At 40.3% G+C, this 24346-nt stretch carries 26 protein-coding genes; 10 read left to right on the top strand and 16 right to left on the bottom strand.

Annotated features, from left to right (window positions below):
- Nucleotides 1-10: 10 nt before the first annotated feature.
- A complete protein-coding gene (locus AAG807_RS05420) occupies nt 11-433 on the bottom strand; it encodes a hypothetical protein (RefSeq protein WP_341901471.1) in 423 nt (140 codons plus the stop codon).
- A 12-nt stretch (nt 434-445) separates the two neighbouring features.
- Nucleotides 446-1333: a hypothetical protein gene (locus tag AAG807_RS05415; protein ID WP_341901470.1), complete on the bottom strand. Its 888-nt coding sequence runs from the start codon at nt 1331-1333 to the stop codon at nt 446-448.
- Nucleotides 1334-1656: 323 nt separating this feature from the next.
- On the opposite strand from AAG807_RS05415, the gene hemB reads away from it, so the two are divergent.
- Entirely contained in the window at nt 1657-2628 is a 972-nt protein-coding gene (gene hemB / locus AAG807_RS05410) for a porphobilinogen synthase (RefSeq protein ID WP_341901469.1), read from the top strand.
- 169 nt (nt 2629-2797) lie between these two features.
- Here hemB and AAG807_RS05405 read toward each other — a convergent pair whose 3' ends face one another.
- Complete coding sequence (locus tag AAG807_RS05405; RefSeq protein WP_341901468.1) at nt 2798-3451, bottom strand: hypothetical protein; 654 nt, start codon at nt 3449-3451, stop codon at nt 2798-2800.
- 23 nt (nt 3452-3474) lie between these two features.
- A complete protein-coding gene (locus AAG807_RS05400; RefSeq protein ID WP_341901467.1) occupies nt 3475-4047 on the bottom strand; it encodes a hypothetical protein in 573 nt (190 codons plus the stop codon).
- 185 nt (nt 4048-4232) lie between these two features.
- On the opposite strand from AAG807_RS05400, the gene AAG807_RS05395 reads away from it, so the two are divergent.
- Nucleotides 4233-4514: a hypothetical protein gene (locus tag AAG807_RS05395; RefSeq protein WP_341901466.1), complete on the top strand. Its 282-nt coding sequence runs from the start codon at nt 4233-4235 to the stop codon at nt 4512-4514.
- Nucleotides 4515-4703: 189 nt separating this feature from the next.
- Here the strand turns inward: AAG807_RS05395 and AAG807_RS05390 are convergent, their stop codons facing one another.
- On the bottom strand, nt 4704-5624 hold the full coding sequence (locus tag AAG807_RS05390; protein WP_341901465.1) for a helix-turn-helix transcriptional regulator: 921 nt from the start codon (nt 5622-5624) through the stop codon (nt 4704-4706).
- A gap of 16 nt (nt 5625-5640) precedes the next feature.
- Entirely contained in the window at nt 5641-6507 is an 867-nt protein-coding gene (locus tag AAG807_RS05385; protein WP_341901464.1) for an SDR family oxidoreductase, read from the bottom strand.
- A gap of 346 nt (nt 6508-6853) precedes the next feature.
- On the opposite strand from AAG807_RS05385, the gene hisG reads away from it, so the two are divergent.
- The 7 genes from hisG (at nt 6854) to hisIE (ending at nt 14074) form a co-directional block, all read left to right on the top strand.
- Nucleotides 6854-7711, top strand: coding sequence for an ATP phosphoribosyltransferase (gene hisG, locus AAG807_RS05380; RefSeq protein ID WP_341901463.1), 858 nt, complete (start codon nt 6854-6856; stop codon nt 7709-7711).
- A gap of 2 nt (nt 7712-7713) precedes the next feature.
- Nucleotides 7714-10080, top strand: coding sequence for a histidinol dehydrogenase (hisD, locus tag AAG807_RS05375; protein WP_341901462.1), 2367 nt, complete (start codon nt 7714-7716; stop codon nt 10078-10080).
- Nucleotides 10077-11213 (top strand): bifunctional histidinol-phosphatase/imidazoleglycerol-phosphate dehydratase HisB, encoded by a 1137-nt coding sequence (gene hisB / locus AAG807_RS05370; protein WP_341901461.1) that lies wholly within the window; start codon nt 10077-10079, stop codon nt 11211-11213. Before hisD ends, hisB begins: the two co-directional genes overlap by 4 nt.
- Nucleotides 11213-11851: an imidazole glycerol phosphate synthase subunit HisH gene (locus tag AAG807_RS05365; RefSeq protein WP_341901460.1), complete on the top strand. Its 639-nt coding sequence runs from the start codon at nt 11213-11215 to the stop codon at nt 11849-11851. Before hisB ends, AAG807_RS05365 begins: the two co-directional genes overlap by 1 nt.
- Nucleotides 11848-12576, top strand: a complete 729-nt coding sequence (locus AAG807_RS05360) for a 1-(5-phosphoribosyl)-5-[(5-phosphoribosylamino)methylideneamino] imidazole-4-carboxamide isomerase (protein ID WP_341901459.1) — start codon at nt 11848-11850, stop codon at nt 12574-12576. Before AAG807_RS05365 ends, AAG807_RS05360 begins: the two co-directional genes overlap by 4 nt.
- Nucleotides 12563-13360, top strand: coding sequence for an imidazole glycerol phosphate synthase subunit HisF (gene hisF, locus AAG807_RS05355; protein ID WP_341901458.1), 798 nt, complete (start codon nt 12563-12565; stop codon nt 13358-13360). The genes AAG807_RS05360 and hisF overlap by 14 nt, the downstream gene beginning before the upstream one ends.
- A gap of 126 nt (nt 13361-13486) precedes the next feature.
- Nucleotides 13487-14074: a bifunctional phosphoribosyl-AMP cyclohydrolase/phosphoribosyl-ATP diphosphatase HisIE gene (gene hisIE, locus AAG807_RS05350; protein ID WP_341901457.1), complete on the top strand. Its 588-nt coding sequence runs from the start codon at nt 13487-13489 to the stop codon at nt 14072-14074.
- A 65-nt stretch (nt 14075-14139) separates the two neighbouring features.
- Here hisIE and AAG807_RS05345 read toward each other — a convergent pair whose 3' ends face one another.
- From AAG807_RS05345 to AAG807_RS05315, 7 genes are all read right to left on the bottom strand, one after another.
- Nucleotides 14140-14625: a hypothetical protein gene (locus AAG807_RS05345; protein ID WP_341901456.1), complete on the bottom strand. Its 486-nt coding sequence runs from the start codon at nt 14623-14625 to the stop codon at nt 14140-14142.
- Nucleotides 14626-14721: 96 nt separating this feature from the next.
- On the bottom strand, nt 14722-15042 hold the full coding sequence (locus AAG807_RS05340) for a hypothetical protein (RefSeq protein WP_341901455.1): 321 nt from the start codon (nt 15040-15042) through the stop codon (nt 14722-14724).
- 11 nt (nt 15043-15053) lie between these two features.
- Entirely contained in the window at nt 15054-16013 is a 960-nt protein-coding gene (locus AAG807_RS05335; protein ID WP_341901454.1) for an NAD(P)-dependent alcohol dehydrogenase, read from the bottom strand.
- Nucleotides 16014-16074: 61 nt separating this feature from the next.
- Nucleotides 16075-16452, bottom strand: a complete 378-nt coding sequence (locus tag AAG807_RS05330) for a hypothetical protein (RefSeq protein ID WP_341901453.1) — start codon at nt 16450-16452, stop codon at nt 16075-16077.
- Nucleotides 16453-16462: 10 nt separating this feature from the next.
- Complete coding sequence (locus AAG807_RS05325; protein WP_294861244.1) at nt 16463-16612, bottom strand: DUF5989 family protein; 150 nt, start codon at nt 16610-16612, stop codon at nt 16463-16465.
- Nucleotides 16613-17824: a hypothetical protein gene (locus AAG807_RS05320; protein ID WP_341901452.1), complete on the bottom strand. Its 1212-nt coding sequence runs from the start codon at nt 17822-17824 to the stop codon at nt 16613-16615.
- Nucleotides 17825-17829: 5 nt separating this feature from the next.
- Nucleotides 17830-19695 (bottom strand): carbamoyltransferase, encoded by a 1866-nt coding sequence (locus AAG807_RS05315; RefSeq protein WP_341901451.1) that lies wholly within the window; start codon nt 19693-19695, stop codon nt 17830-17832.
- Between the two features lie 547 nt (nt 19696-20242).
- Between AAG807_RS05315 and AAG807_RS05310 the strand changes: the two genes are divergently transcribed.
- The gene (locus AAG807_RS05310) at nt 20243-20668 is read left to right on the top strand and encodes an acyl-CoA thioesterase (protein ID WP_341901450.1); all 426 of its coding nucleotides are present in this window, start codon (nt 20243-20245) and stop codon (nt 20666-20668) included.
- Between the two features lie 111 nt (nt 20669-20779).
- Here the strand turns inward: AAG807_RS05310 and AAG807_RS05305 are convergent, their stop codons facing one another.
- The 3 genes from AAG807_RS05305 to AAG807_RS05295 form a co-directional block, all read right to left on the bottom strand.
- Nucleotides 20780-22087, bottom strand: a complete 1308-nt coding sequence (locus tag AAG807_RS05305) for a DEAD/DEAH box helicase (protein ID WP_341901449.1) — start codon at nt 22085-22087, stop codon at nt 20780-20782.
- A 58-nt stretch (nt 22088-22145) separates the two neighbouring features.
- Complete coding sequence (proC, locus tag AAG807_RS05300) at nt 22146-22934, bottom strand: pyrroline-5-carboxylate reductase (protein ID WP_341901448.1); 789 nt, start codon at nt 22932-22934, stop codon at nt 22146-22148.
- 916 nt (nt 22935-23850) lie between these two features.
- A complete protein-coding gene (locus AAG807_RS05295; RefSeq protein WP_341901447.1) occupies nt 23851-24312 on the bottom strand; it encodes a hypothetical protein in 462 nt (153 codons plus the stop codon).
- Between the last annotated feature and the right edge of the window lie 34 nt (nt 24313-24346).

Genomic DNA, 24346 nt, shown 5'->3' with positions numbered 1-24346 from the left:
TAACTATTAATTATCTCTTGAATCCGATCATCATTACGGCGCAGCCTGTGATTTTCTTGTCCATATCCAATTCCGTTTCAATAATAACGGGAATCGTTCTGGGAACTTTAAAGTCCCAATAGTTTGAGTTTTTATATTTTCTATTGGAAAACAATACGGTTCCTTGAAGATCTTTCACGGTAAAAATGACGTATTCATCATCTGTTCCTGCCGTTGCAGCAATCCGATAAGTGGTTCCGCCAAAGAAGGTGGTCTTGAATTCTGCCTTTTCCCGATCGAGGAATGCAGTGTAAACCTGTCCGTCAGAAACAAAATTCTTCTGTTTCCCTTTCAGAATCTCTTCGCAATCCTTTACCAGGGTTTCGCAATCCTGTGCTTTTACTCCAAATCCAACGAATAAAGTAAAAATGCTATATAGTGCTAACTTTTTCATAATGAGTAGGGTTTATTCGATTACTTTTCCTCGAATGGATTCAATTTTCTGATTAATAAAATTCAAGGTGTTCGAGTCAACAGATACAACCGTTTTATGTCTGAGCGTGGTTGTTTTCGTTTTGGCATTTGTAATTGGTTCTACGAACTCGTATTCGATCGTGATCTGGTCGAAATAGAATTTCAACCCTTTCATATCAGTGATCAATTCGTCCCATTCACCTTTTTTATTGTAGTCTGTAAGTAATTCGATGATCGTATTCAAGGTTTCTGACTGTTCCGCAATACGGTCCAGAATCTTCTGATTTGCATGTTCCGTGTTTAAGTTACAGGCCAAATACATGGATTCGATCCAGCCACCGACCAAAATCAATGCCGAAACACTTTTTCGATTATTCGATTTCAAAAAGTTGTCTGATTTTTTAAATGCATCAGAAACAATGACCATCATGGAATCCTTGTTTGTCGAATTGCGTTCGAAACGAGACATGAAGTCCTTGTCAAAAGCTCCTTCCAATCCCAGTTTACTAGTCAACTTTTCAATTGTTGAAAGGTATTTCAAAGCAATACTGTTCTGTTTGTAAATGGATACATATCCCAAGTCAGTTCCGTAAACTCCCAGGTTCAATGCTTTTTTGTATTCTGAAGTGTAATCACCTACACGATCCAAATCATTCAACAAAAGCTCATTATAGGGCGATTTTGATTCTTCCAATAACACCGCCATTTGCATGGGAGAGGGAATACTGAAGATTTTATCATCAAACTTCGCATTCAGGGAGCTGTTGGGGTCAATTACCTCCTTACTTATTTCTGGCTTCTTTTCCTCCTCCGTACCACAGGAGCTAATCATAAGTACAATTCCTGTACTTATTGTGAAAGTAGTTAATAGCTTATTCATAAGTCGCATCGTTTCTTCGTTATGTACTGACGAAAATATACAAAAAAATGTTAATGGAACTTCCTTGTTGATAATTCTGATAGAGAATTGTTTAAAACGATGATTTGAACGAATAGTTCTAGATTCTAATTAAATTTGCATCACTTGTAAAAGATGTATGTAGGGGGTAAACACAGAGCCTATTATTCCAGGTTTAAGTCTTTGCGTTCTTTCACTCTTTGCGGTTCATTATACCATTTCTTTTACCGCAAAGAAGCAAAGGCGCAAAGTGTTAGAGTAACCACGAACATCTTTTACATTCTTTAGTTTTAAAAAATAAATCTATGAATATTCGTCCACGAAGAAATCGAAAGAGTGCAGCAATCAGAGCAATGGTTGAAGAAACGCAATTAGGTCCCCAACACTTGATTTATCCACTCTTTTTAAAAGACGGAAAAAATATCCGGGAAGAAGTTTCTTCCTTACCGGGTAATTATCGCTGGAGCATTGATCAATTGCTTCCTGAGTTTGAAAACTGGATGAACCTCGGAATCAAGACTTTTGACCTGTTCCCGGCAGTGGATGAGCATCTGAAAGACCAAGTCGGAAGTTATAGTTATGCAGACGAAAATTTCTACCTGCACATTATCCGTACGTTGAAGGAAAAATTCCCTGAAGCGGTTTTGATGTCCGATGTGGCATTGGATCCTTATTCTTCGGACGGACATGACGGATTGGTGATTGACGGGAAAATTGTGAATGACCCGACATTGGATATCCTGGGAAGAATGTCCGTTGCTCAGGCACAAGCCGGAATTGATATCATCGGACCTTCAGACATGATGGACGGACGAGTAGGATTTATACGAGATGAATTGGATGCCGCAGGTTTCCAGGATGTATCGATCATGTCGTACACGGCGAAATATGCGAGTGCTTTTTACGGGCCATTTCGTGATGCGTTGAATTCCGCTCCCAAAAGTGGTGATAAGCTCACATACCAGATGAATCCGGCTAACAAACGTGAAGCGTTGATTGAAGCGGAACTGGATATTGCAGAAGGAGCAGATTTCATCATGGTGAAACCGGCTTTGTGTTATTTGGATATCATTCATTTGTTGAAAGAGAATTTCGCCACTCCGATCACAGCTTACAATGTCAGCGGGGAATGTGCCATGCTTTATGCCGCTGCAAAAAACGGCTGGTTGGATTACGATAGAGCGGTCATGGAAATGTTGCTAAGTATCCGCAGAGCAGGGGCAGATGGGATTTTAACTTATTTCGCACCGGATGCAGCAAAAATCATGAAAAGATAAATGGCAATTGCTTCTCTTTGGTTAATTGTTATTGTCTTCAATCTCGTTTGGATTCTTCGAAAGAAACCTTACGCACGATTTCATGTTGTGAAATTGCGGAAATTGAAAAGGAATATTAAAATAAATCGATAAAACTACAGCAGTCTGAATCTTGCTAACTCGTTAAAGATCAGACTGCATTAATAATCCGAAAAGCTATCCCAATAATAATTGCTGTAATGGCAATTAAGAGAATTCGTGTACCGTGTTTTCGATCTAAATCTGAATACGTATAAATTCGTTCACCATTTGGAAGCACCTTTTTACTAGAAATAATGTAGTATCCGATAATGATACCAATTAAACCTCCCAGAAAAGCGAAAACGTACCCCAAACCAATCCAAAATGTATCGTGTTTTTCTGGCTCTGACAATTCTTCTATACGTTCTTCTTTTAGTTCATTGATCTTTTGAGAACTGATTTCTCTTCCGCGATCTTTTAGAAGTTTTTGAGCCAATTGAAAGTCAAACGGACTCCATTCATCCTGCTTCGAGATTAAGTCAATTAATTCTTCATCGGTAAAACCGAATAAATAATAATCCGGATCTATTTTATCCAATTCTGAAAGAACCGCATTGTTTCGAAGCTCAGTTGCCCTATCAAAATCCGACGGAAGTAATTTGATCCGATAATCCCGATGGTGTTGGATATTTGCAAAACTGGCATCGAAAACCTGCACATCATCCTCCAACTCATACGGAATATTATTTGCTTCCAATAGCTCTACCATTTCTTTCAATTCAGGAACCGTTGCAAACTTTTCATAGGTGATAAATTCAGACATAATCTCTATTTATGGTATTGAAGTTATTTTAATTCATTTGAGAGTTCCATTCGATCCCAGATTCCTTCTGATTTCAGTTTGAAAAGATACGATCTGGCAGAACCCATTTGATTGCACATGCCGTAATCCATGTTTTCTTTATCACCAGCCGAGATTACCCATTCTGAATTCAATGTGGAAAAATTAAGTCTGGAATAGAAAGTAACACTGTTTTCTTTTTCCCAGGTTGTTTCCAGATCTACTCCCGGATAATGCGTAGAAGAAACAATCAAAGGGTCAAATTTAAGGAAAATCAGACTTCTGTATTTAAAATACGTTCCTTTAAAATAATCATCCCCCTCCAAACACAAAGACTCATAAACAAAAACGCTGTCGTTTACGAAAGCAAGATAGCTTGCACAACAGTCGCAAGGTGCCGAAATTTCCATTTTTGCAGTATCCATTTCTGGTCCGATAAAGAAAAGGGTATTGCTTAACTGAATCGTATCCTGTTTCATGAAATCGGGCACAAAATAATGATTGGAAGAAGGCGATTTGTAACAGGAAAAGAGACCGAGAATCGGGATAATGAGATAAAGTGCTTTTTGAACAAACATAGTTTAAAGATAGTACAATTAATTAGCGATCTGAACTTTGCTACTGAATGTCCAATTACTTCTGTATATTCATCGACGCTTATTAATTTGTTTTCAGCGAATATCAATTTAATGCATTCGCATCGTCCCGGATTGCTTTGATAATACCTATATTTAGATCACTTATTAACTAAAACTCATTAATTATGAAATTGAAAATGGCATTTTTATCGGTTGCATTTTTGCTTTTGGCGAATGTTGCCGGTGCGTTCACGATCCGTTACTACAACAACGATTCTAAAAGTTATACCATGGAAGTTCGCTCCAACGGTTCGACTCAAAAAATCGAGTTCAGCAGCTCCACAACAAGTTCTGCATCCGTTCAGACAAGTGCTTCTGAAGTAGAGATCAAAACAGAATGCGGCTGGGTGAAAGTGAAAGATGGTCAGAAAATCACTATCAAGAACGGTTGTATTAAGATTGATTAATTAACTGATTGAAAAGATATAAAGTCCTGGTTTGTCCGCCGCGGCGGATAGATCAGGACTTTTTTTATTTCCCACGGAGGAACACGGGAGTGACTATTGATTTTCATCCGTTCTATTTTCAGGATGTTAAAATTTAATACAAAAGACGCTCTATCCATGCTCTACCTATCCTTGATCCGTGAAGTGTTTTCAATTGAACGATTGTCTAAACTCCAATGGAGATAAATTCGTCTTGCTCTTGAACAATTTGTTGAATGATTGCGGATGTTCGAAGCCCAAATTATAAGCTATTTCGTTTACGGATAAACCGGTAGTGGAAAGTTTTTCCTTTGCCAAATCGATCAATTTGTCATGAATAAATTGTTTCGTGCTTTGACCGGTTAATAATTGAAGTAAGCGACTCAGGTAATTCGGGGAAATATTCAGTCTTTCAGCTATGAACTGAACCGTAGGAATTCCCTTGTTTGCCAGATCATCCTTCGCGAAATAATCTATTAGCAAAACCTCCAATTGATCCAAAACACGATGATTCGCTATTTTCCGGGTAATGAATTGACGCTGGTAGAACCGTTCGGAATAGGTGAGAAGCAGCTCTATTTGTGCTATAATCACTTCCTGGCTAAATTGATCAATGGCAGTGTGGTACTCATCCGCGATGTGCTGAATGATCCCTGCAACCAATGTTTCCTCTTTATCAGAAAGATGTAATGCTTCGTTGACTTGGTAGCTGAAAAATTCGTATTCCTTTATTTTCTTTGAAAGTGAGGTACTCCATAAAAAATCCGGATGAATCAGTAACAACCACCCCGAATGTTTCAACTCTTCTTCTGTCAGTGAATGAACGGATAAAACCTGTTTGGGTGCCATGAAGTGCATCACTCCTTCATCGAAGTCGAAATCCTGCTGTCCATATTTCAATTTCGCATGAAAATCCTTCTTCAATGCAATGGAATAAAAATGATGAATGATGCTACCTGGTCCACTTTTAGGATTCCGTTTGATATCTTCAAACTTCACGACACTCACCAAGGGATGTTCCGGTTTCGGCAACTCCATCAAACGATGGTATTCTGCGATAGTCTTGATCTGAATTGGAACGGATGCATTCATATCCTAAAGTTATTGATTATAAATCGAATAGTAGTTTCAATCCATCCTTCAATGAAGTTGGTTTGCGACCCAGATGAATTTCCAAATCGTCAGTTATTTCGGATTCCTGGTTGTTTTTGATATCCGTATTGAACCCGATTGTTTTTCTGACCATCGATGCAGCCAATCCTTTTTCCAGCATACTTACTTCAAAAACAGAGGCTTCAACAGGAGTGTATTTCACTTCTTTTCCCGATAATTCGGTAAGAGTACTTGCTACATCATCAAATGAATGTGCTTCATTTCCTGTAAACTGATAGGTTTTATTTCCACAAGGTTCATTCAGCAAGACATTGGCCATTGCTTCTCCCATTTCCTTTCTCAATGCAAAAGCCACTTTTCCATCTCCTGCCGGTTGAGAAATTCCCGTTTCGAATACTTGCTTCCCGACAAACAAGGGAATGACATCCATGTACAGAATATTTCTGAAAATAGTATAATTCAGACCGCTTTCTTTTATGTAATCCTCCGTATCAAAATGATCGAACATTAAAGTATTTACCAATGTATTCCGATCACGTAGACATCTACTGGTATAGGCAATACTTGCTACTCCAACTTTTTTAGCTGCATCAATGACATTTTTATGTTGTTGCATCCGATCACCTTCATCACCGGCTGATATCAGCAAGACAGTATCCGCACCATTCATCGCTTTCACCAACGAATCTAAATCATCATAATCGCCATGAAAGGTCTTCAATCGCCTGGATTGCATTTCCAATAGCTTTTCTTCATTGCGGGAAAGCACATGAATCTGTTGAGGGGAGATCTTCTTAAGTAATGTCTCGATTACCGCATTACCCAAAATTCCTGTTGCACCTGTTACCAATATCTTATTCATTTCATCTGTTTTTAAGTTGATACAAAGTTCCGTAACAAAGTAGAAGCGAACTTATCCAAATCTATCGGTGTGCAAGTCAAAACTGACTTTTTGACCTGTCATTTGCAATCAAAAAAACGATTCCAAAATAGAAATTTGGTCAAACCGCTTGTTTTTTAAATTATTGCTCTACATTTGTACCATGAAAATGACAACGTTACATCAACATCATCATTGTTTGCTCAGCTAGGCGCTTTGGTGAGATGATTGTATCCATATAACTCCTTAACCCGCTTGGCTTTCAAGCGGGTTTTTTGTTGTCTTTTTATTCCAACACTCCTTTGAAGGTCAGGCTTTAATTTAAAACATGAAACGTTTAATTATTGCTTTACAAAAATCAGGTCGACTCCAGGAAGGTTCTTTGGAACTACTGAAGGAATGCGGTCTGAAAGTCGATTACCGCGATGGTCAACTTAAAGTAACGACCTCCGATTACCCGGCAGAACTCTTGTTCTTGCGCAACAGTGACATTCCTCAATATGTAGCCGATGGAGTGGTGGACTTGGGAATTGTGGGCTCAAACTTATTAGAAGAAGATGAAACTCCCGTGGAGGTCATCCAGGCGCTCAATTTCTCGAAATGCAGATTGTCCTTTGCAGTACCCAAAACTTCATCCATTCAAACTGCACAAGATCTCCAAGGGAAACGAATCGCCACTTCCTATCCGAATTCGGTTCGGAAATATTTGCAGAAGGAAGGAGTAACAGCTGACATTCACACCATCTCCGGATCAGTGGAAATAGCTCCGTCTTTGAATCTGGCTGATGCAATTGCGGACATTGTTTCGACAGGAAATACCTTGTTTCAGAATAATTTACGGGAAGTATTCCCTTTTCTGTATTCGGAAGCAGTTTTGATCAAAGGACTGAATTTCGATCCTGAAAAACAGCCCTTATTGGATCAGCTGGTTTTCCGGATTCAATCTGTTTTGGCAGCAAATGAGAATAAATACATCTTGTTGAATGCCCCAAAGGATCAGCTGGAGACCATTTGCACCATTCTTCCGGGAATGAAAAGTCCGACAATCCTGCCTCTGGCAATTGAGGGTTGGGTAAGCGTACACTCTGTGGTAAAACAAAAAGAGGTATGGCAGGTTGTACAGCAGTTGAAAACAGCTGGTGCCGAAGGAATTTTAGTTTGTCCCATCGAAAAAATGGTTTCTTAATCATGAAAATAGTGATCAATCCATCAGAAAGAGAGCTTGCAGAAGCATTGGCTCGCCCGAAATTGGAATCCGCGAATCTCGATTCATTGATTTCCGATGTGTTTTCCACAGTTGAAAAGAAACGGGATCAGGCATTGAAAGCATTCACCCTTCAATTTGACCAGGTCGAAATTGATGATCTCGTGGTTTCTGAAATAGAATTTACCGAAGCGGAGCAGGCAATTTCAACGGAATTGAAAACAGCGATTCGAATTGCGGCTCAAAATATTGAGCGTTTCCACCGGTCACAAGAAAACAGGGAAATGGAAGTGGAAACAATTTTCGGAGTGATTTGTTGGAGGAAGTCCGTTCCCATTCAAACTATCGGCTTGTATGTTCCCGGGGGAACTGCTCCCTTGTTCTCGACCGTATTGATGCTTGGAGTTCCTGCCAAAATTGCGGAGAACCCGATTCGCTACTTGTGTACACCACCCGATGAACAAGGTAAGATCCATCCTGCGATTTTGTTTGCAGCTAAAACTGCGGGGATTGATACCGTTTATAAAATTGGTGGTGCTCAGGCAATTGCAGCAATGAGCCTGGGAACGGAAACCATTCCGAAAGCAGATAAGATCTTTGGTCCCGGGAATCAATATGTAACAGCTGCCAAGGTTTATGCTCAGCGTTTGGGAATTGCCATTGATATTCCGGCAGGTCCTTCTGAAGTGCTTGTTACGGCCGACGATTCAATTCCCACTTCTTTTGTAGCTGCTGATTTATTGGCTCAAGCAGAACACGGAATCGATTCACAGGTTATTTTTCTCACGAATGATGCATCCTATGCACAGGAAGCTCTAAAGGAAGTGGAAAGACAGTTGGAAATACTCCCAAGAGCCGGAATTGCCGCTGAAGCATTGGATTCAAGTACGGTAATCGTTGTTGAAGCTGAAAAATGGGGTGATCTGATCAATTCCTATGCTCCTGAACACTTGATCATCATGGGGAAATACGAAGAACAGATCGTGCAACAAGTCACCAATGCCGGAAGTGTTTTCATTGGAAAGAATACCGCTGAAAGTTTTGGTGATTACGCTTCCGGAACAAATCACACCTTGCCGACTTCGGGATTTGCACGTGCCTACAGCGGTGTGTCTCTGGATTCTTTTGTAAAGAAAATCACTTATCAGAAAATTACGGATGAAGGGTTGCGGAATCTGGGGCAAACAGTGATCACTATGGCCGAAGCAGAAAAATTACAGGGACATGCGAATGCGGTAAGAGTGCGCTTAAACTCCGTCTTTCCGGATATTCCTTCAGATAAACTGCAAGAACTCGAACTGACCGGAAAAGGATCCGTTTTATCAAGAAAGAGTGTTGAAGGTTTTATCCGGAAAGATTTACGCGATTTAAAGCCTTACAGCTCTGCACGCGATGAATTTGAAGGAAAAGGGGAAGTATTCCTGGACGCGAATGAAAATGGAATGGTGACCGCTTACAATCGCTATCCGGATCCTTTGCAACAAGAACTGAAAGCTGCTATTTCAGAGGTGAAGAATATTCCAACTGAAACTATTTTCCTGGGAAATGGATCAGATGAAGTATTGGATTTGATCTTTCGTTTGACAACAACCCCGTTTTTAGACTTCGTGACGTACTTAAATCCTTCTTATGGAATGTATTCGGTACTTGCCAAAATCAATGGATTAAGAACGAAAACCATTGATCTGGACAGGAACTTTCAAATTGCAGATTCTGAAATTCTTGCCCAGGCAGCAGGTTCGCGATTATTGGTTCTTTGCAATCCGAATAATCCGACGGGAAATGTGATTCCGAAAGACCGTTTGCTTGAAATCGTTCGGAAATTCGATGGGGTAGTTGTCATTGATGAAGCTTACATTGATTTTTGTCCCGCTTATTCGATGGCAGACGAAGTGAATAATTATTCCAATTTAATAGTGGTTCAGACGCTTTCAAAAGCTTATGGAATGGCAGGTTTACGAATTGGGATGGCCATTGCTTCACCGGAATGGATTGCTGCTTTGAATAAAATAAAACCTCCTTATAATTTAAGTTCATTGGTCCAAAAAACCGCGATCAAGGAGCTGGAAACAATCCCCTGGGATGAGATAAAAACTGAAATTATTTCCGAAAGAGAACGCTTGGCCGATTTCCTGAAATCACATCAATTGGTTACAGAGGTGTTTCCATCTGAAGCAAATTTCATTCTTTTCCGCATTCCAAATGCTTCCGAGAGTTATAAGAAGCTCATTGAAAACGGGATAGTTGTAAGGGATCGAAGCAGCCAGTTCAACTGCTCGGAAACTTTACGCGTAAGCATCGGATCTAAAATCGAAAACAATCAATTCATTCAAATCATGCAGAATTTATGAAACAGAAACTGATCTTTATTGACCGCGATGGGACAATTATCAAAGAACCGGCAGATTATCAGATTGATTCCTACGCCAAACTGAAATTTTTGGATGGCGCAATTTCAGCCTTAAAAACAATTGTTTCGTGGGACGAATACACGCTGGTGTTGGTTACGAATCAGGATGGATTGGGTACGAAAACCTTTCCATTCGAAGATTTCTCCGGACCGCACCAACTGATGCTGGATATCCTGGAAAGCGAAGGGATTACTTTCCTGGAAGAATGTATTGACCGTTCTTTCCCGGAAGACAATTCACCTAATCGGAAGCCAAGAATCGGAATGCTGACGAAGTATTTATCCGGGGAATACGATTTGGAAAATTCCTTCGTGATCGGGGATCGCTGGACGGATATCGAATTGGCAAAGAATCTGGGGTGCAAGGCATTTCTGATTCAAACCCAACCGATCGAAGTAGGAAAGGAAATCCAGTTTTCCGAACAGGAATTGGAATCCGTTATTCAACGCAAAGTAACAAACTGGTCCGATTTGATTACTGATCTTCGCTTGGGAATCCGCAAAGTGGTTGTCCACAGAACTACTGCAGAAACGGATTGCTCCGTCATACTGGACTTGGACGGAACAGGAGTTTCGAGAATCGCTACCGGAATAGACTTTTTCGACCACATGCTGGATCAGCTTGCAAGACACGGACAACTGGATTTGGAATTGACCATGCAAGGAGATTTGCAAATCGATGAGCACCACACGATTGAAGATACTGCCCTGACTCTTGGTCAGGCAATCGATCAGGCTTTGGGTTCCAAAAGAGGAATTGAACGCTACGGCTTTTGTTTGCCTATGGATGATTGTTATGCAACTTGTGCGATTGATTTCGGAGGTCGACCGGAACTGATCTGGGATGTGGAATTAAAGCGTGAATTTGTTGGGAAGATGCCAACTGAAATGGTTCAACACTTCTTTAAATCATTCTGTTTTACAGCACGTTGCAACATCTACATTCAAGCAATAGGTGAAAATGAACATCACAAGGTTGAATCCATTTTCAAAGCTTTTGCAAAAGCCATTTTGATGGCCAAACGCAGATCGGGAAATAGGGATATTCTACCGACAACTAAAAACGAATTGTAATGAAAATAGCAGTTATCGATTACGGAGCCGGAAATCTATTTTCCGTTCAGCAAGCTTTTAAACGATTGGGATACGAAACGATCCTGACGAATAACGAACAGGAAATCCGTTCGGCCACACATATTATTTTTCCCGGAGTAGGGCATGCCAAAAGCGCCATGAATCAATTACAGGAAAACCGGTTGGATCTGATTATCCCGACTTTGACACAACCTGTATTGGGGATTTGTTTGGGAATGCAATTGATGTGTGGTTGGAATGAGGAGGGAAATCTGAATGGGTTAGGAATTTTTCAAACTCGAATTCAGCCAATCAAACCCCACTTCGCCAATTCGCAAATTTGCCAGTTTGCCAAATGGCGAACCGCTAGTGATGACGAGGGTTTTAGCGCAGGAAACTTGAGTTACCCTGTTCCTCACATGGGATGGAACGATGTTCAATTGAATGGAAAATCGGAAGTATTCTATTTCGTGCACAGTTATGCAGCCGAAATCTGCAAAGATACCTGGGGAATTGCATCCTATCCGGCCCCATTTTCCGCTGCTTTAAAGAAGGATAATTTCTATGGAGTACAATTTCACCCCGAAAAAAGTGGAAAAGCGGGAGAAGATTTATTAACTCAATTCTTAGCATTATGATCGCGATACCAGCAATTGATCTGATTGATAATCAAGTTGTCCGTTTATTCCAGGGCGACTATCAGCAACAAACGGCGTATTCACTAAATCCCGTTGATTATGCAACTGATATTTCAGCCAGTGGCTTGGAATACTTGCATTTAGTGGATCTCTCCGGCGCGAAATCCGGGCGATTGGTTCACCAGGAAATCCTATCTGAAATCGTTTCCCAAACGAATCTGAAAGTGGATTTCGGAGGAGGAATAAAAACCGAAGAAGATATTGAACGACTCTTGAAATCGGGAGCGAATCAGGTGGTAATCGGAAGTTTGTGTGTGAAGGAACCGGAATCAGTGGCGGCGTGGATCAGGAGATTTGGAATAGACCGGTTTATTCTTGCACTGGATACGGATGGGGAGAATCTGAAGATCAACGGATGGCAAGATCCTTCCGGAAAGACATTGGAAGAAACAATGAAGTCCTTCCGTCCATTCACCGGATTGACCATTCTGACAACCGATATCCGCAGAGATGGCACTGGATTAGGTCCAAGTATTGATCTTTACAAGAAGCTCATACAGCAGTTTCCGGATCAACGCTGGATTGCGAGTGGCGGTGTAGAATCCATGTCGGATCTGGAAGAACTTCGGAAAGCGGGATGCTATGGCTGCGTCATTGGTAAAGCCTTGCTCGACGGGAAAATCAGTTTAAACGAACTAAAAAAATTTAACGATGTCCGTTTATAAGCGAATCATTCCATGTTTGGATGTTCAAAATGGAAGAACTGTCAAAGGAATCAACTTCGAATCGATCCGTGATGCCGGAGATCCGGTTCAATTGGCAAAATTTTATGCAGATCAGGGAGCAGACGAATTGGTCTTATTGGATATTTCGGCAACCAATGAAGAACGAAGCACTTTCATCCCGATTGTAGAAGCCGTTGCAGCTCAAGTGAACATTCCTTTTACGGTCGGGGGAGGAATCTCTTCCGTTGAAACTGCAAGAGCGTTACTTCGAAGTGGAGCAGATAAAATTTCAGTGAATTCATCAGCTGTCAAACGTCCGGAACTCATTACGGAACTGGCAGCATCATTCGGAAGCCAATGCATTGTAGTTGCAATCGATATTCGTAAACTGGGAACAGGCTGGACGGTTCACACACACGGAGGAAAGCGCGATACCGGAATGGATGCCCTAGAATGGATCCGGAAAGTTGTTTCATTGGGAGCGGGAGAGTTATTGATCACTTCCATGGATGGAGATGGCACGAAAACCGGATTTGCATTGGATTTTTATAAAGAAGCAGAGCAATTAATTTCTGTTCCAATCATCGCTTCCGGTGGAGCTGGGACAATCGGACATTTTAAGGAATTGTTCTCCCGAACCACTGTTACCGGAGGATTAGCAGCGAGTATTTTCCACTTCGGAGAAATCCCCATTCCTGAATTGAAAAAAGAATTGAGTAAAACAATGCGCATTAGAACTTTTCCCACGGATGAACACGGACGAACACGGAAGTTTTTCTTTTAGTGTTGGGTTGAGTAATTATTAAGTGAGTAGCAGGAAAATTAGAACAACAGCGGGATATTTAGATTTCTCCTTTGACACTCATCAGAGTGGAATGGGAGAAGGATGTCTCCAATTTAAATTGAAATTATGAAATACGATAGCAACGGATTAATTCCGGCAATTATTCAGGACTCGACAACCAAAGAAGTTTTGATGTTGGGTTATATGAATGAAACATCATTCAAACAAACACAGGAAACCAAATTAGTGACCTTCTTTTCCCGGTCCAGAAATGAAATCTGGGTAAAAGGAGCCACTTCGGGAAATTACCTGGAGTTGATTGACTGGTCATTGGATTGCGATGAAGATACCTTTCTCATTCAGGCGAGAGCCACAGGACCGACTTGTCATACAGGAACAACTTCCTGTTTTGGCGAAGTGAAACCGGTTCCGTTGAACACTTTAAGCAAGCTGATCGACACGATCAATGAACGATTCCGTATTCCAAAAGAAGGCTCGTATATCCAATCGTTGATTGAGAAAGGATTACCGAAAATTGCCCAAAAGGTGGGAGAGGAAGGAGTGGAAATTGTGATTGAAGCCATGCGTAACGAACCGGAACTGTTCAAGGAAGAAGCTGCCGATCTGTTGTTTCATTATTTGATTTTACTAAGAGCTAAGGAAGTTTCTTTGGATGAGATATTGGGTGTATTGAGTGGGAGAGAGAAAGAATGATTACAATCTTTTATAATAAAAGTATGAGCGCGATCCCGCAGTTTCGGGACAGGTGCTCGCGGTAACTAATAGTGTCTTCGCTCCAAATAAAGACGGTCAATTAATATAAAATGAATAAAGAATATCAATTCTATTTCGGGGATATTGTCTTTGAAAATAATATCTCCCTTGTATACAAGTGTTTGATCTAAGTTATACTTAAAGTGTCTTGTTGCATTAACCTGAGCGATTAATTCCCCATTCTCTTTTAGCTCGTAGATAACTTTAAGTTCCTTAAGGCTAAACTTTGAAGGTGAGGTGTGAAATGAAATGATTTTTCCATTACTTAATTCCAATAGGTTTTTTTGACGGGAAAAAGATAATAGATTTCGCATTGGATTAGCAATGTAAAAATTACAGAAAAAAACTTCATTGAGATACAAATCGTCATTATGATCAGAAGAAAAGATAGAAGACTTGCCTTTTATTTGAACCTGAAAAATTTCGTCGGCATAAATGATTCCTGATTTTTCATTGACAATAAAGGATAGAATTATCTCCTCTTCATTCATAAGATCAATTTTATGACAATTATAAAATCGTCTTTCCAATTGAACATTGAATATGTCGTGGTAATCTTTAAACTGGAATTTAAGTTGCTTCAATGATTAAACTTTAGAGTTAGACGATTTGTCTTCCCACAAATCAAGGATCAATTCCAATTCATCCAATTTTTCAATTGATTCGCAGCATGCTCTCATTTTGGAGCGCCAATTGTCTGTATCAAAACTTTCCAGATTCGATTCTTCCAAGGTTCTCTTATCTGGCCATTGTGCAATTCCGAAATAGGAGTTTTCACTTGACTTGTACAATCGAGAACCTAAGCTTCCACAATGTAGATAGATTAATTGCGTGACTTCTTTCCAAGCTTCTTCGAATACTTCGCTTTTTTGCGGATGGATTTTGAAACGGTAGCTTACTGTTAACATGGTTGCTTCTTTTAAAAAGTAATAATCACATTTCCCGTTTTTTCTCCGGACATGGCATATTCATAGGCTTTTGAAACGTCTTCCAACGGATATTCACAATCAATTAGGGGCTTGAATTTTTCTTGTTCCAGAAGGTTCTTAATGTATGGCAGTGTTTTTTGAATACTGAATGGAATCGGGAAGATTACTTTCTTTTTACTTCCAAAAGAGGTAAAGAGTGCTAAAAAGGGATTTTGCGCATTAGGACCCAATTCTGATGAAATATAAACACCTCTGTCTTTCAAGATGGGTTTGCATTTTCCGAAAGTACTTTTTCCAACTGCATCAAATATGAAGTCGTATTTTTCCCGGTTCTGTGTGAAATCTTCTTTTGTGTAATCAATAACCTGATCGGCTCCAAGAGACCGGATCAAATCTGTGTTTTTCGTATTACAAGTAGCTGTTATTTGTACGTCAAACTGTTTAACTAATTGCAAAAGTGCCGATCCAATTGCCCCCGTTGCACCATTGATCAGGATGTTTTGCCCTGGTTTGATGGTTACTTTATGGATAAATGAATAGGCATAATGTGCTCCTTCCATACTTGCCACAGCATGCTTGAAATCGGTGTTTTCCGGGATTGTCAATACATTTCCTTTTGGTTTCATTACCAGGTACTCAGCCAGCGATTCCAATCCCAGGTCTGTGAATCCAAATACCCGATCAGTTACCTTGAAAGACTGAATGTTCTTCCCAATTGCCACTACTGTTCCTGCAAAGTCGTTTCCCAAAATGACTTTTCGTGGTTTAAAAAGTCCGAGAAAGAAGCGCATAATGAATGGCTTAGCTGTGAGATTTGCACAATCTGTTCTATTTACAGTAGTTGCATGAACCTGAATTAAGAGTTCATCGTCTTTTGGAATGGGTTTTTCAATTTCCTCAATTTGAATTACCTGAGGTGAACCATATTGTCTTCTAATAGCGGCTTTCATGATTGTAGCTTTACTTCTTTTTCCGGATGATTATCTGAGTTTAAAAACAGCTACCCATTTCTCACCAATGCTTCTCAAAATAAGCTTTATCGAAAACGGTATTATTGCTTTTAAAGAGGCTGGAAGCGGTGTTTTTCAGATTCATCGGATCTTTCTTTCCGAAGAGCTTGGTGAGCAGTGCAATGGGGAAGAGGAACAAGTAGAAAATGATGCTCAAGACAATATTCGGAACGATGTAACTGAGTACCAATGTCAGTTTCATCCATACAAAATCGATTTGTTTGGCAATGAAATTGGATAATACTCCCGCTAAACCGACAAAGAAGGCAACCGACAAGCTCCATTTCATTTTCGTGATCAGGTAGACCAGGATAAATCCAACGACAATCGTCAGGACTGTTTTGGCAGGATTGGATGCTTTTTGTTTGGGAGCGCTCATGAATACAAACTTAGAACAAGGAATAGATAAATGGTGCAAGGGCGCTGGAACCACCAAATACGATCAACACTCCGATCAACAGCAGAATGATGATTACAGGTGCTAACCAAAATTTCTTTCGCTCTTTCATAAAGCGCCATAAGTCGCGTAAAAATTCCATTTAGTTAAAGCGTTGTTTCTTCGTTCTCTGAAGAAGGATTTTTGCAATTAATTTATTCGTTTCCGCATTCGGATGTGAGTCACCACCTAAGGTGTATTTCCCTTGATAGACGATAACTTTCGACAAATCTATAAACTTAATCTTCTTCTTTGTCAAAACCGATTTAAAAATCCGCATTTCTTCCGGAGTATACACCACATAATTCGGATAGAAAACCAGGTAGAATTGATCGTTTCCAAACTGTTTCTCATAAGCTTTCTTGGATTCAAGAACCATTTCCGAAACCAAATCGAAATGTGTCTCATTCAGTTTCAAAGGTAAATCAGCTTTGAAATACTTCACGATATTGGTTTGGTATAAACGTTCATAGCAACTGGAAATAAAAGAGCGTCCGTCCTTAAACAATTTGTTCCGCACCAATTTCTTGTCTTTCATCTCGTAATAAGGCCCCAAATGAAGCCATTCCGTATAGCGATGCATTGTTCCGATGGCTCTGTAGATATGATCCCAGAAGAAAATATAGTATCCACAACCGTCTTTTTCAGCCACTTGTTTGGATAGGTCCCGGTACTGCAATTCAGCAAGCATGTGATTGGTTCCAGTAGCGGAAATACAGAAGTTATACGAATTGGTATTCGGAGATTGCTCCTGAAGATGATAAGGTAAGGTCTGATCATCCTCCAAACCATAACCAAAGCCAATCGAACAACCGAAGAATAAGGCGTAGTTTGTCTTACTGGAATCAAAACCCGGTGTGATCCGCTTATTCATGTGATCAATTGAATAATGTACATCAAAAACGGTATCATTATTCTCTCCCAGTTTCACTTCGTGATAGATGCTGTCCGGATAATACATTGCCCCAACTTGACGAATCATGTGGTTTTCGGGAAAATCGGGAATGCTGAAATCCTTCTTGAATGCGGACGGCATTCCCAGGACAAAGAATAGGATTGTTTCAACAAGGAAGAGTAGGAGTGCGATCAAAGTTAAGTTTGCGAGGATCACCCGCTTTCCTTTCAGGAATAGGAGATAGAAAGTTGTCAGTATCACCAGAAGAGAAGCGTATTTCCATAATCTAAGCCAGCCAAAGATCTCAGAACCAATCCCGTTTTTTGTTACATTGAAACAAAACAAGCTGATCACTGCCAGAACCAGAACAATAAAGGTCCGTTTATTCGCTTTGACGAAAGATTTGAATTTATTCAGCATAGGGTTTAATCTATTTTAAATTTCACCATCCATTTTTCTTTGTTCTCCCAATCGATCTGTTCTGTTTTGGTATAAACAAAGTCTCCAATCACCAGGTAATCCATTTCGGTACTCATGAAACATCTGAATGCATCAAAAGGAGTGCAGACGATCGGTTCTCCTCTCACATTGAAACTGGTATTCACCACCAATCCATAAGAAGTCTGTTTTTTAAACTCCTGGATCAGTGCATGGTATCTTGGATTTGTTTCTTTGTAAACCGATTGGACACGTGCGGAAAAATCAAGGTGAGTAATCGATTGCAAGTCACTTCGTTGATGATACAAACGTTCCCAAAGAGGTAAATCGTTGTAATTATCCGGCAGTTTCTTTCTTCTGCTTTCGGTTACAGGTGCAACAACCAGCATGTAGGGGGAATCCGCCTGTAAATCGAAATATTCGCGCGCATCTTCAGCCAAAACAGAAGGAGCAAATGGTCTGAATCCCTCCCTGTATTTGATCTTCAGATTCAGTTTTTTCTGCATTTCAGGATTCCGCGCATCTCCCAGGATACTCCTGTTACCCAATGCACGAGGACCGAATTCCATTCTCCCTTGAAACCACCCGACCACATTCCCTTCCGCTAATTTGGAAGCTACGAAAGATGTCAGTTCGTTGAAATCGGCATGCTTTTCATAAACCGCATTCGTATGTTTATTCATGGATTGAATCTCTTTCTCGGAATAATCAGGACCTAAATAGGTTCCGCTCATCTGATCGTATTTGTAATCAATGACCCGTTCTTCTTCGAAATACATGTGGGAAACTGCCAATGCCGCTCCCAAAGCACCTCCGGCATCACCGGAAGCTGCCTGAATATAGATTTCCTTGAAGATATTCTCTTCCAGTAATTTACCGTTTGCAACACAATTCAGTGCTACACCACCAGCCATGCACAAGTAATCGGAATTGGTGATGCGTTTGGCTTCCTTAGCCATTTTGATCACAATTTCTTCCGTTACCTTTTGAATGGCGATTGCCAGATTACAGTGAACCTGTTCCAATTCTGTTTCACCTTCCCGGCGGGCAACGCCAAACAATTCCTTCCACTTATTGTCGTGAACCATCCGAAGTCCGGTTGCATAGTTGAAGTATTTCTGGTTCAACCAAATGGATCCATCCTCCTTAATATCAACTAATTCTGATTTAATTTTTGAAATAAATTGCTTGGTTTGATCGGCGTGTTCATTTCCGTATGGAGCAAGCCCCATCAATTTGTATTCACCTGAATTGACGGTAAAACCAAGGTAGTAAGTGAAAGCACTGTAAAGCAGTCCGACAGAATGCGGGAACTCCATTTCACGCTTCAATTCGATTTTCTCACCGCTTCCCAAACCGATAGAAGCCGTGCACCATTCTCCAACTCCGTCGATTGTCAGAATTGCAGATTCTTTAAAGGCAGAAGGATAAAAAGCACTGGCAGCATGGGATAAATGATGTTCCGGGAAAAGCAATTTCACTTTTTTCTTATCATACGGTCCAACTTCCTTCAAGCCTTCGTGAATCATTTTCTTCAGGAACATTTTCTCATTAATCCAAACCGGGATTGCCTTCAGGAATGAGATCAATCCTTTAGGAGAGAAAGAATAGTAGGTCTGAAGTAAACGTTCGAATTTGAGTAGAGGTTTATCATAAAAAACGATGGCATCCAAATCATCCAATTCCAATCCAGCTTCTTCCAGGCAGTATTTAACTGCTTCTACCGGAAAATCGGGTGTGTGTTTATCGCGTGTGAATCGTTCTTCCTGCGCTGCGGCAATAATTCGACCTCCAATAACCAAGGCCGCAGCCGAATCGTGATAGAAAGCAGAAATCCCTAAGATTTTTTTCATTAGCGCAATTTAGTCTGTTTTACTAACGGTAAAAACGTTAGTTCATTTTGATGAGGAGCAAAAATAATTCATTAATTGTAGTAAGCAACTTGATAGGAAGATTATTCATGAAGAATTAGTATTAGGAAGTATTTCCCCTTAAAAATTTTCGTTATCGATCAATCAAGCTTCGAACTCAATAATTTCTATATTCTTACTTTTTTCCAAGGCAAAAAAAGTAAGCAAAAATGCCTTTGCTTCAATTGCATCGCTCAAGCAGTCCTCTATTTCAGACCGATTCACGAAAAGGTGGGATCAGGATCCCAAATGACAAGCACTTTTCGGAATCAGTATCTGAAACAGAGGACTTTTACTTCTGTATACTATTTACTGGTATAAGTAGCAATCCTCACTTGTAAGTCAGGGTTGGGATAAGTATGCAATTGGAACTTTGTCCGCTGCTATCATTCATTTTAACAAATCATTCCTTTTACCGAATAGTTGTATGTGAACTATAAGCACAAATACTCTGCACGCATAAATATTTTGTATTTTTGACCAAAAAAGCATGGAAGCATTTAGTAAAACCGTATCCATACGTTGGTCGGATTTGGATCCGAATTATCACGTCAGACACAGTGCTTACTATGATTGGGGAGCACAACAACGCGTGGAGGTACTAAATGGCTTGGGCTTATCCTTAAAGGTGATGCAGGAAAATCATTTCGGTCCGATCTTATTCCGCGAAGAATGTATTTTCCGGAAAGAGATCCACATGCACGACGAGGTGACGATCAGTTTGGCGATCAAGTCCATTACTGAAGATGGTTCCCGTTGGACCATGCAACATGTATTGACAAACCAAAGAGGGGAGTTGTGTGCAACAATCACCATAGATGGAGCCTGGATCGATACGGAGAAACGCAAATTGGCAAACCCGACTCCGGAGATGATCATTGAAACGATGAAGAAATTCCCAGGGATTGATTCTTAATACGTAATTTTTGAAGGGCATTTCGACTACGCTCAATGTCCTTCAAAACAATTTAATTTCAAGAGGTGACTGATCGTAGTCGAAGGCAACCTGACAATTCGTAATTAGGAATTATCGTGCGAAGCCGATCTTCTGTTTCTTTCCTTTGATCTTTTGATCTCTCAATTCAGGAACGACATCTTCAGCCACATCACTACTGATTGCTGCAAAGGAGCTATAATCCATCACGGTGATCAATCCGATTTCATCTTGTTTCAATCCGCCCATTTTGTGCAGGAAACCAACAATATCGATCTTATTGACTTTGTCTTTTTTCCCGGCACTGATGTAAATGGTTTTCCATTTCGGTGGTTCAGGAAGCGGTTCATTCGGGATTACTTCGTACTGGTGGTGTTCAGGAATAAAATCAGGAACACTTTTCGCTGAATCCAGGAACATGAAAACAACTCCGTCTGCATCCTGTCGACCGGTTCTACCACTTCTATGAATAAATTCTGCCTCTTTCAATGGCAATTGATAATGAATCACATGTTCTACAGCGGGAATATCCAATCCTCTAGCTGCCAGATCGGTCGATACTAAAAAGTCGGAACTTCCGTTTCTGAAGCGGATCAATGCGCGTTCACGGTCATCTTGCTCCATTCCACCATGATAAGCTACGGCAAGTACTCCATTCTCCTTCAGGAAGTCGGTTATTTCGACAACAGGTTCCCGGTGATTGCAAAAAATAATCGTTTTCCCTTCCGGAAGATTACACAATAACTCAAGCAATAAACCGAGTTTATCGTCAGTCATTTCCACTCCGAAATAATTGATCTGATGGCTCTTTTCAACCAGGAAATCAATTGTTACAGGTTTACGGATTTGAGTGAATGCGGGGATGGATTCCAGTTTGGTCGCTGAAACCAGGTATTTGTTTTCCAGGGAAGTCAATTCCTGGATGATCTCCGTCATATCCGACTCAAAGCCCATTTGCAGGGACTTGTCGAACTCATCCAGAACCATCGTATGAACTTCAGACAGATCGATATTCTTTCTTCGCACGTGATCGGCCAAACGACCTGGTGTACCAATCAGAACTGCTGGTGGAACAGAAAGATTGTTTTCTTCCACACGCATGGAATGACCTCCATAACAGGTGTTTACTTTAAATCCGGTACTCAATTTCTTGAACACATCTTCAATTTGAATGGAAAGCTCACGGGTAGGTGAGATAATCAGTAATTGAACGGAAGATTGGTCCTTTTTCAATTTTCCTAAAGCTGTCAGGAGGAAAGCAACCGTTTTACCGGAACCTGTCGGTGCATGTAAAATGATTTCATTATTCGTCCCGGAAGATTGAAGCATTTCCTGCTGCATCTCATTCAAAGACGTAATACCTAGTTTTTCAAGAGAGAAATTGGATTGTGGAGTATTCATGAGGCAAAGTTAGTGATTACTAACTAGTGATTAGCCATTCGTGAACAGTTATGTCGTTTTAACGCTCAATCTTCTGATAACTCGTCACAATCCCTTTGATCAATGCCGAACTGAATCCACTGTGCTCCATTTCATTCAAACCAACAATGGTACATCCTTTCGGAGTGGTCACTTTGTCGATTTCTTCCTCCGGATGCAAGCCATTCTGAATCAATAATTGAGCAGCACCTTTAACCGTTTGACTCACAATCTTATTGGCTGTCTTCGCATCAAATCCGACCTCGATCCCACCTTGGATCATTGCGCGAATGAAACGTAATACATAAGCAATTCCGCAAGCTCCCAAAATGGTAGCAGATTCCATTAATTGTTCATCGATCCAAACAATCTCTCCGATTGCATTGAATAGTTCACTCACTTGTCCCTTCCGATTCAACGGATCATTCAATCCACTAAGAGCAGTCATGCTTTCCTGAACATCTGCAGCAGTATTGGGCATTCCCCGGTACAAAGAAATTTCATCCAGTTTCAAAGCCGTCTTGATTTCACTCAAGGTAATCCCCGTCGCAACGCTGATGATCGTATGCCTTTTCGGGTCAATGAATGAGTTGTATTCTTCGAGAAAAGAAAGAATAGTATACGGTTTCAACGCGATAATCAGATAATCACATTGAGCAATCACTTCTTGATTATCGGATGTGAAGTGCGTTTTTTCGTCTTCCAAATGAGTCAATCCGGAAAGATTTCTTCGGGTACCGTAAAGTCGGGCATTGGGGTATTGCTTGCGAAATCCTTTTAACAATGATAATCCCAAGTTTCCGCATCCTATAATCCCGATCTTTTCCATTTTAACAATTTTGAAGCAAAAGTAAGGTTATTCTAACGAAGATGTGAGGCTAAGAGTTCGTTTAATTAATTGTTGCCACAGATTCGCAGATAACGGAGGCACTTACCAGTTGCCTCTTTTAAAACAAACCAAAACTTATTGACAAATACTTAATGAATTAAAAGCGAGTGCGGTAAAATATGTGTAACTAACAACCTGTATATGCAATTCCTTATTTCTATCTGAGGGAAATCGAATCCATCTTGTTAAATTACCTGCATTTGATCTTTTGATAGTAGAAAATTGCAATCGAATTTCGTACCTTTATCAGGTCATTCGTCCGTCTGTGACGGAGTGTAAATGGCAGTTTGATTCATTTCAGACAAAACCCATGCAGTGAGATTGTTGACGTCTAACATTTTCTTGCGAACGGGGAGTCTTGATTTTTCAATGGCGGGCTGCAACCTTCGGGTTTCATCATCTGATGAACGGCAGATTACAAAGAAAAACAGCGAACCAAATCGTGCTTTCTGAGGCGTTCAGAATTATCCGTCCTAGACGGACGCTGCGTGGGTTTCTTTTTCATTTCAGCAATATATCTCTAGTTTCCCACTTACTTTTTTAAGGCAAAAAAAGTAAGCAAAAATGCCTTTGCAACAATTGCACCCTTCAAGCAGTCTTTCGTTCCGCACCTATTCACGGAAAGACGGGATCAGGATCCCAAATGGCAAGCACTTTCCGGAATTGGTTACCGGACCAAAAGACCTTAATTTTCAAAGGGTAAATTATCTAGGGAGTAAACCCTATATAGAAAATTCGAAATTTAGATAGCGTGCAATTGGAAAAGCCTTTCAACTGGGCAATTAGTCAAAAAAACAGCAAGTCAATATGATTCTCCAATTTTTCAAACAGACTCAGATCATTAACAAATCGGGATTTACCGTTTACCGTAAGTTCTGTAGACTGTTGTTTTCTTGTTTGAACGTTCCGTGATCAATTCTTTTCCATCACAACGTAAGATTTTGAATTCCTCACTGAAAGAGTTGTCCTTGTCATCATCATGAATCATGGTAAGAAGAGAGTCTTCCAGTTTCCATTGCCCGGATGTTCTTTTCTCAATTAATGGAAGGCCTTTTTTACGCCATTTCGGATCAACCAGCGTATCGTAAATAATGAAGAATCCATTCTTTTTGAAGTTCAGGACAACATCGGAAGGTTGATTCTGATGATCTGTTTTTCGGGAATCCGAATCTTCAGACTTGATCAAAACCCATCTGCCGATAACGGAAATCTCCTTTGCTGCCGGAGCATTTTTAACTTCTTTGACGTCTGTTGTACAAGATGCTAAAAGTAGTAGTAGTGAGAATAAGGATAAAAGATTACGTGTCGAATACTTCATGGATTAAATATAATCGAATAATTCAAACAATCCC

The sequence above is a fragment of the Fluviicola taffensis DSM 16823 genome (assembly GCF_943372375.1).
Classification (GTDB): domain Bacteria; phylum Bacteroidota; class Bacteroidia; order Flavobacteriales_D; family Crocinitomicaceae; genus Fluviicola; species Fluviicola taffensis_A.
This window is presented reverse-complemented; position numbering and strand designations above follow the sequence as displayed.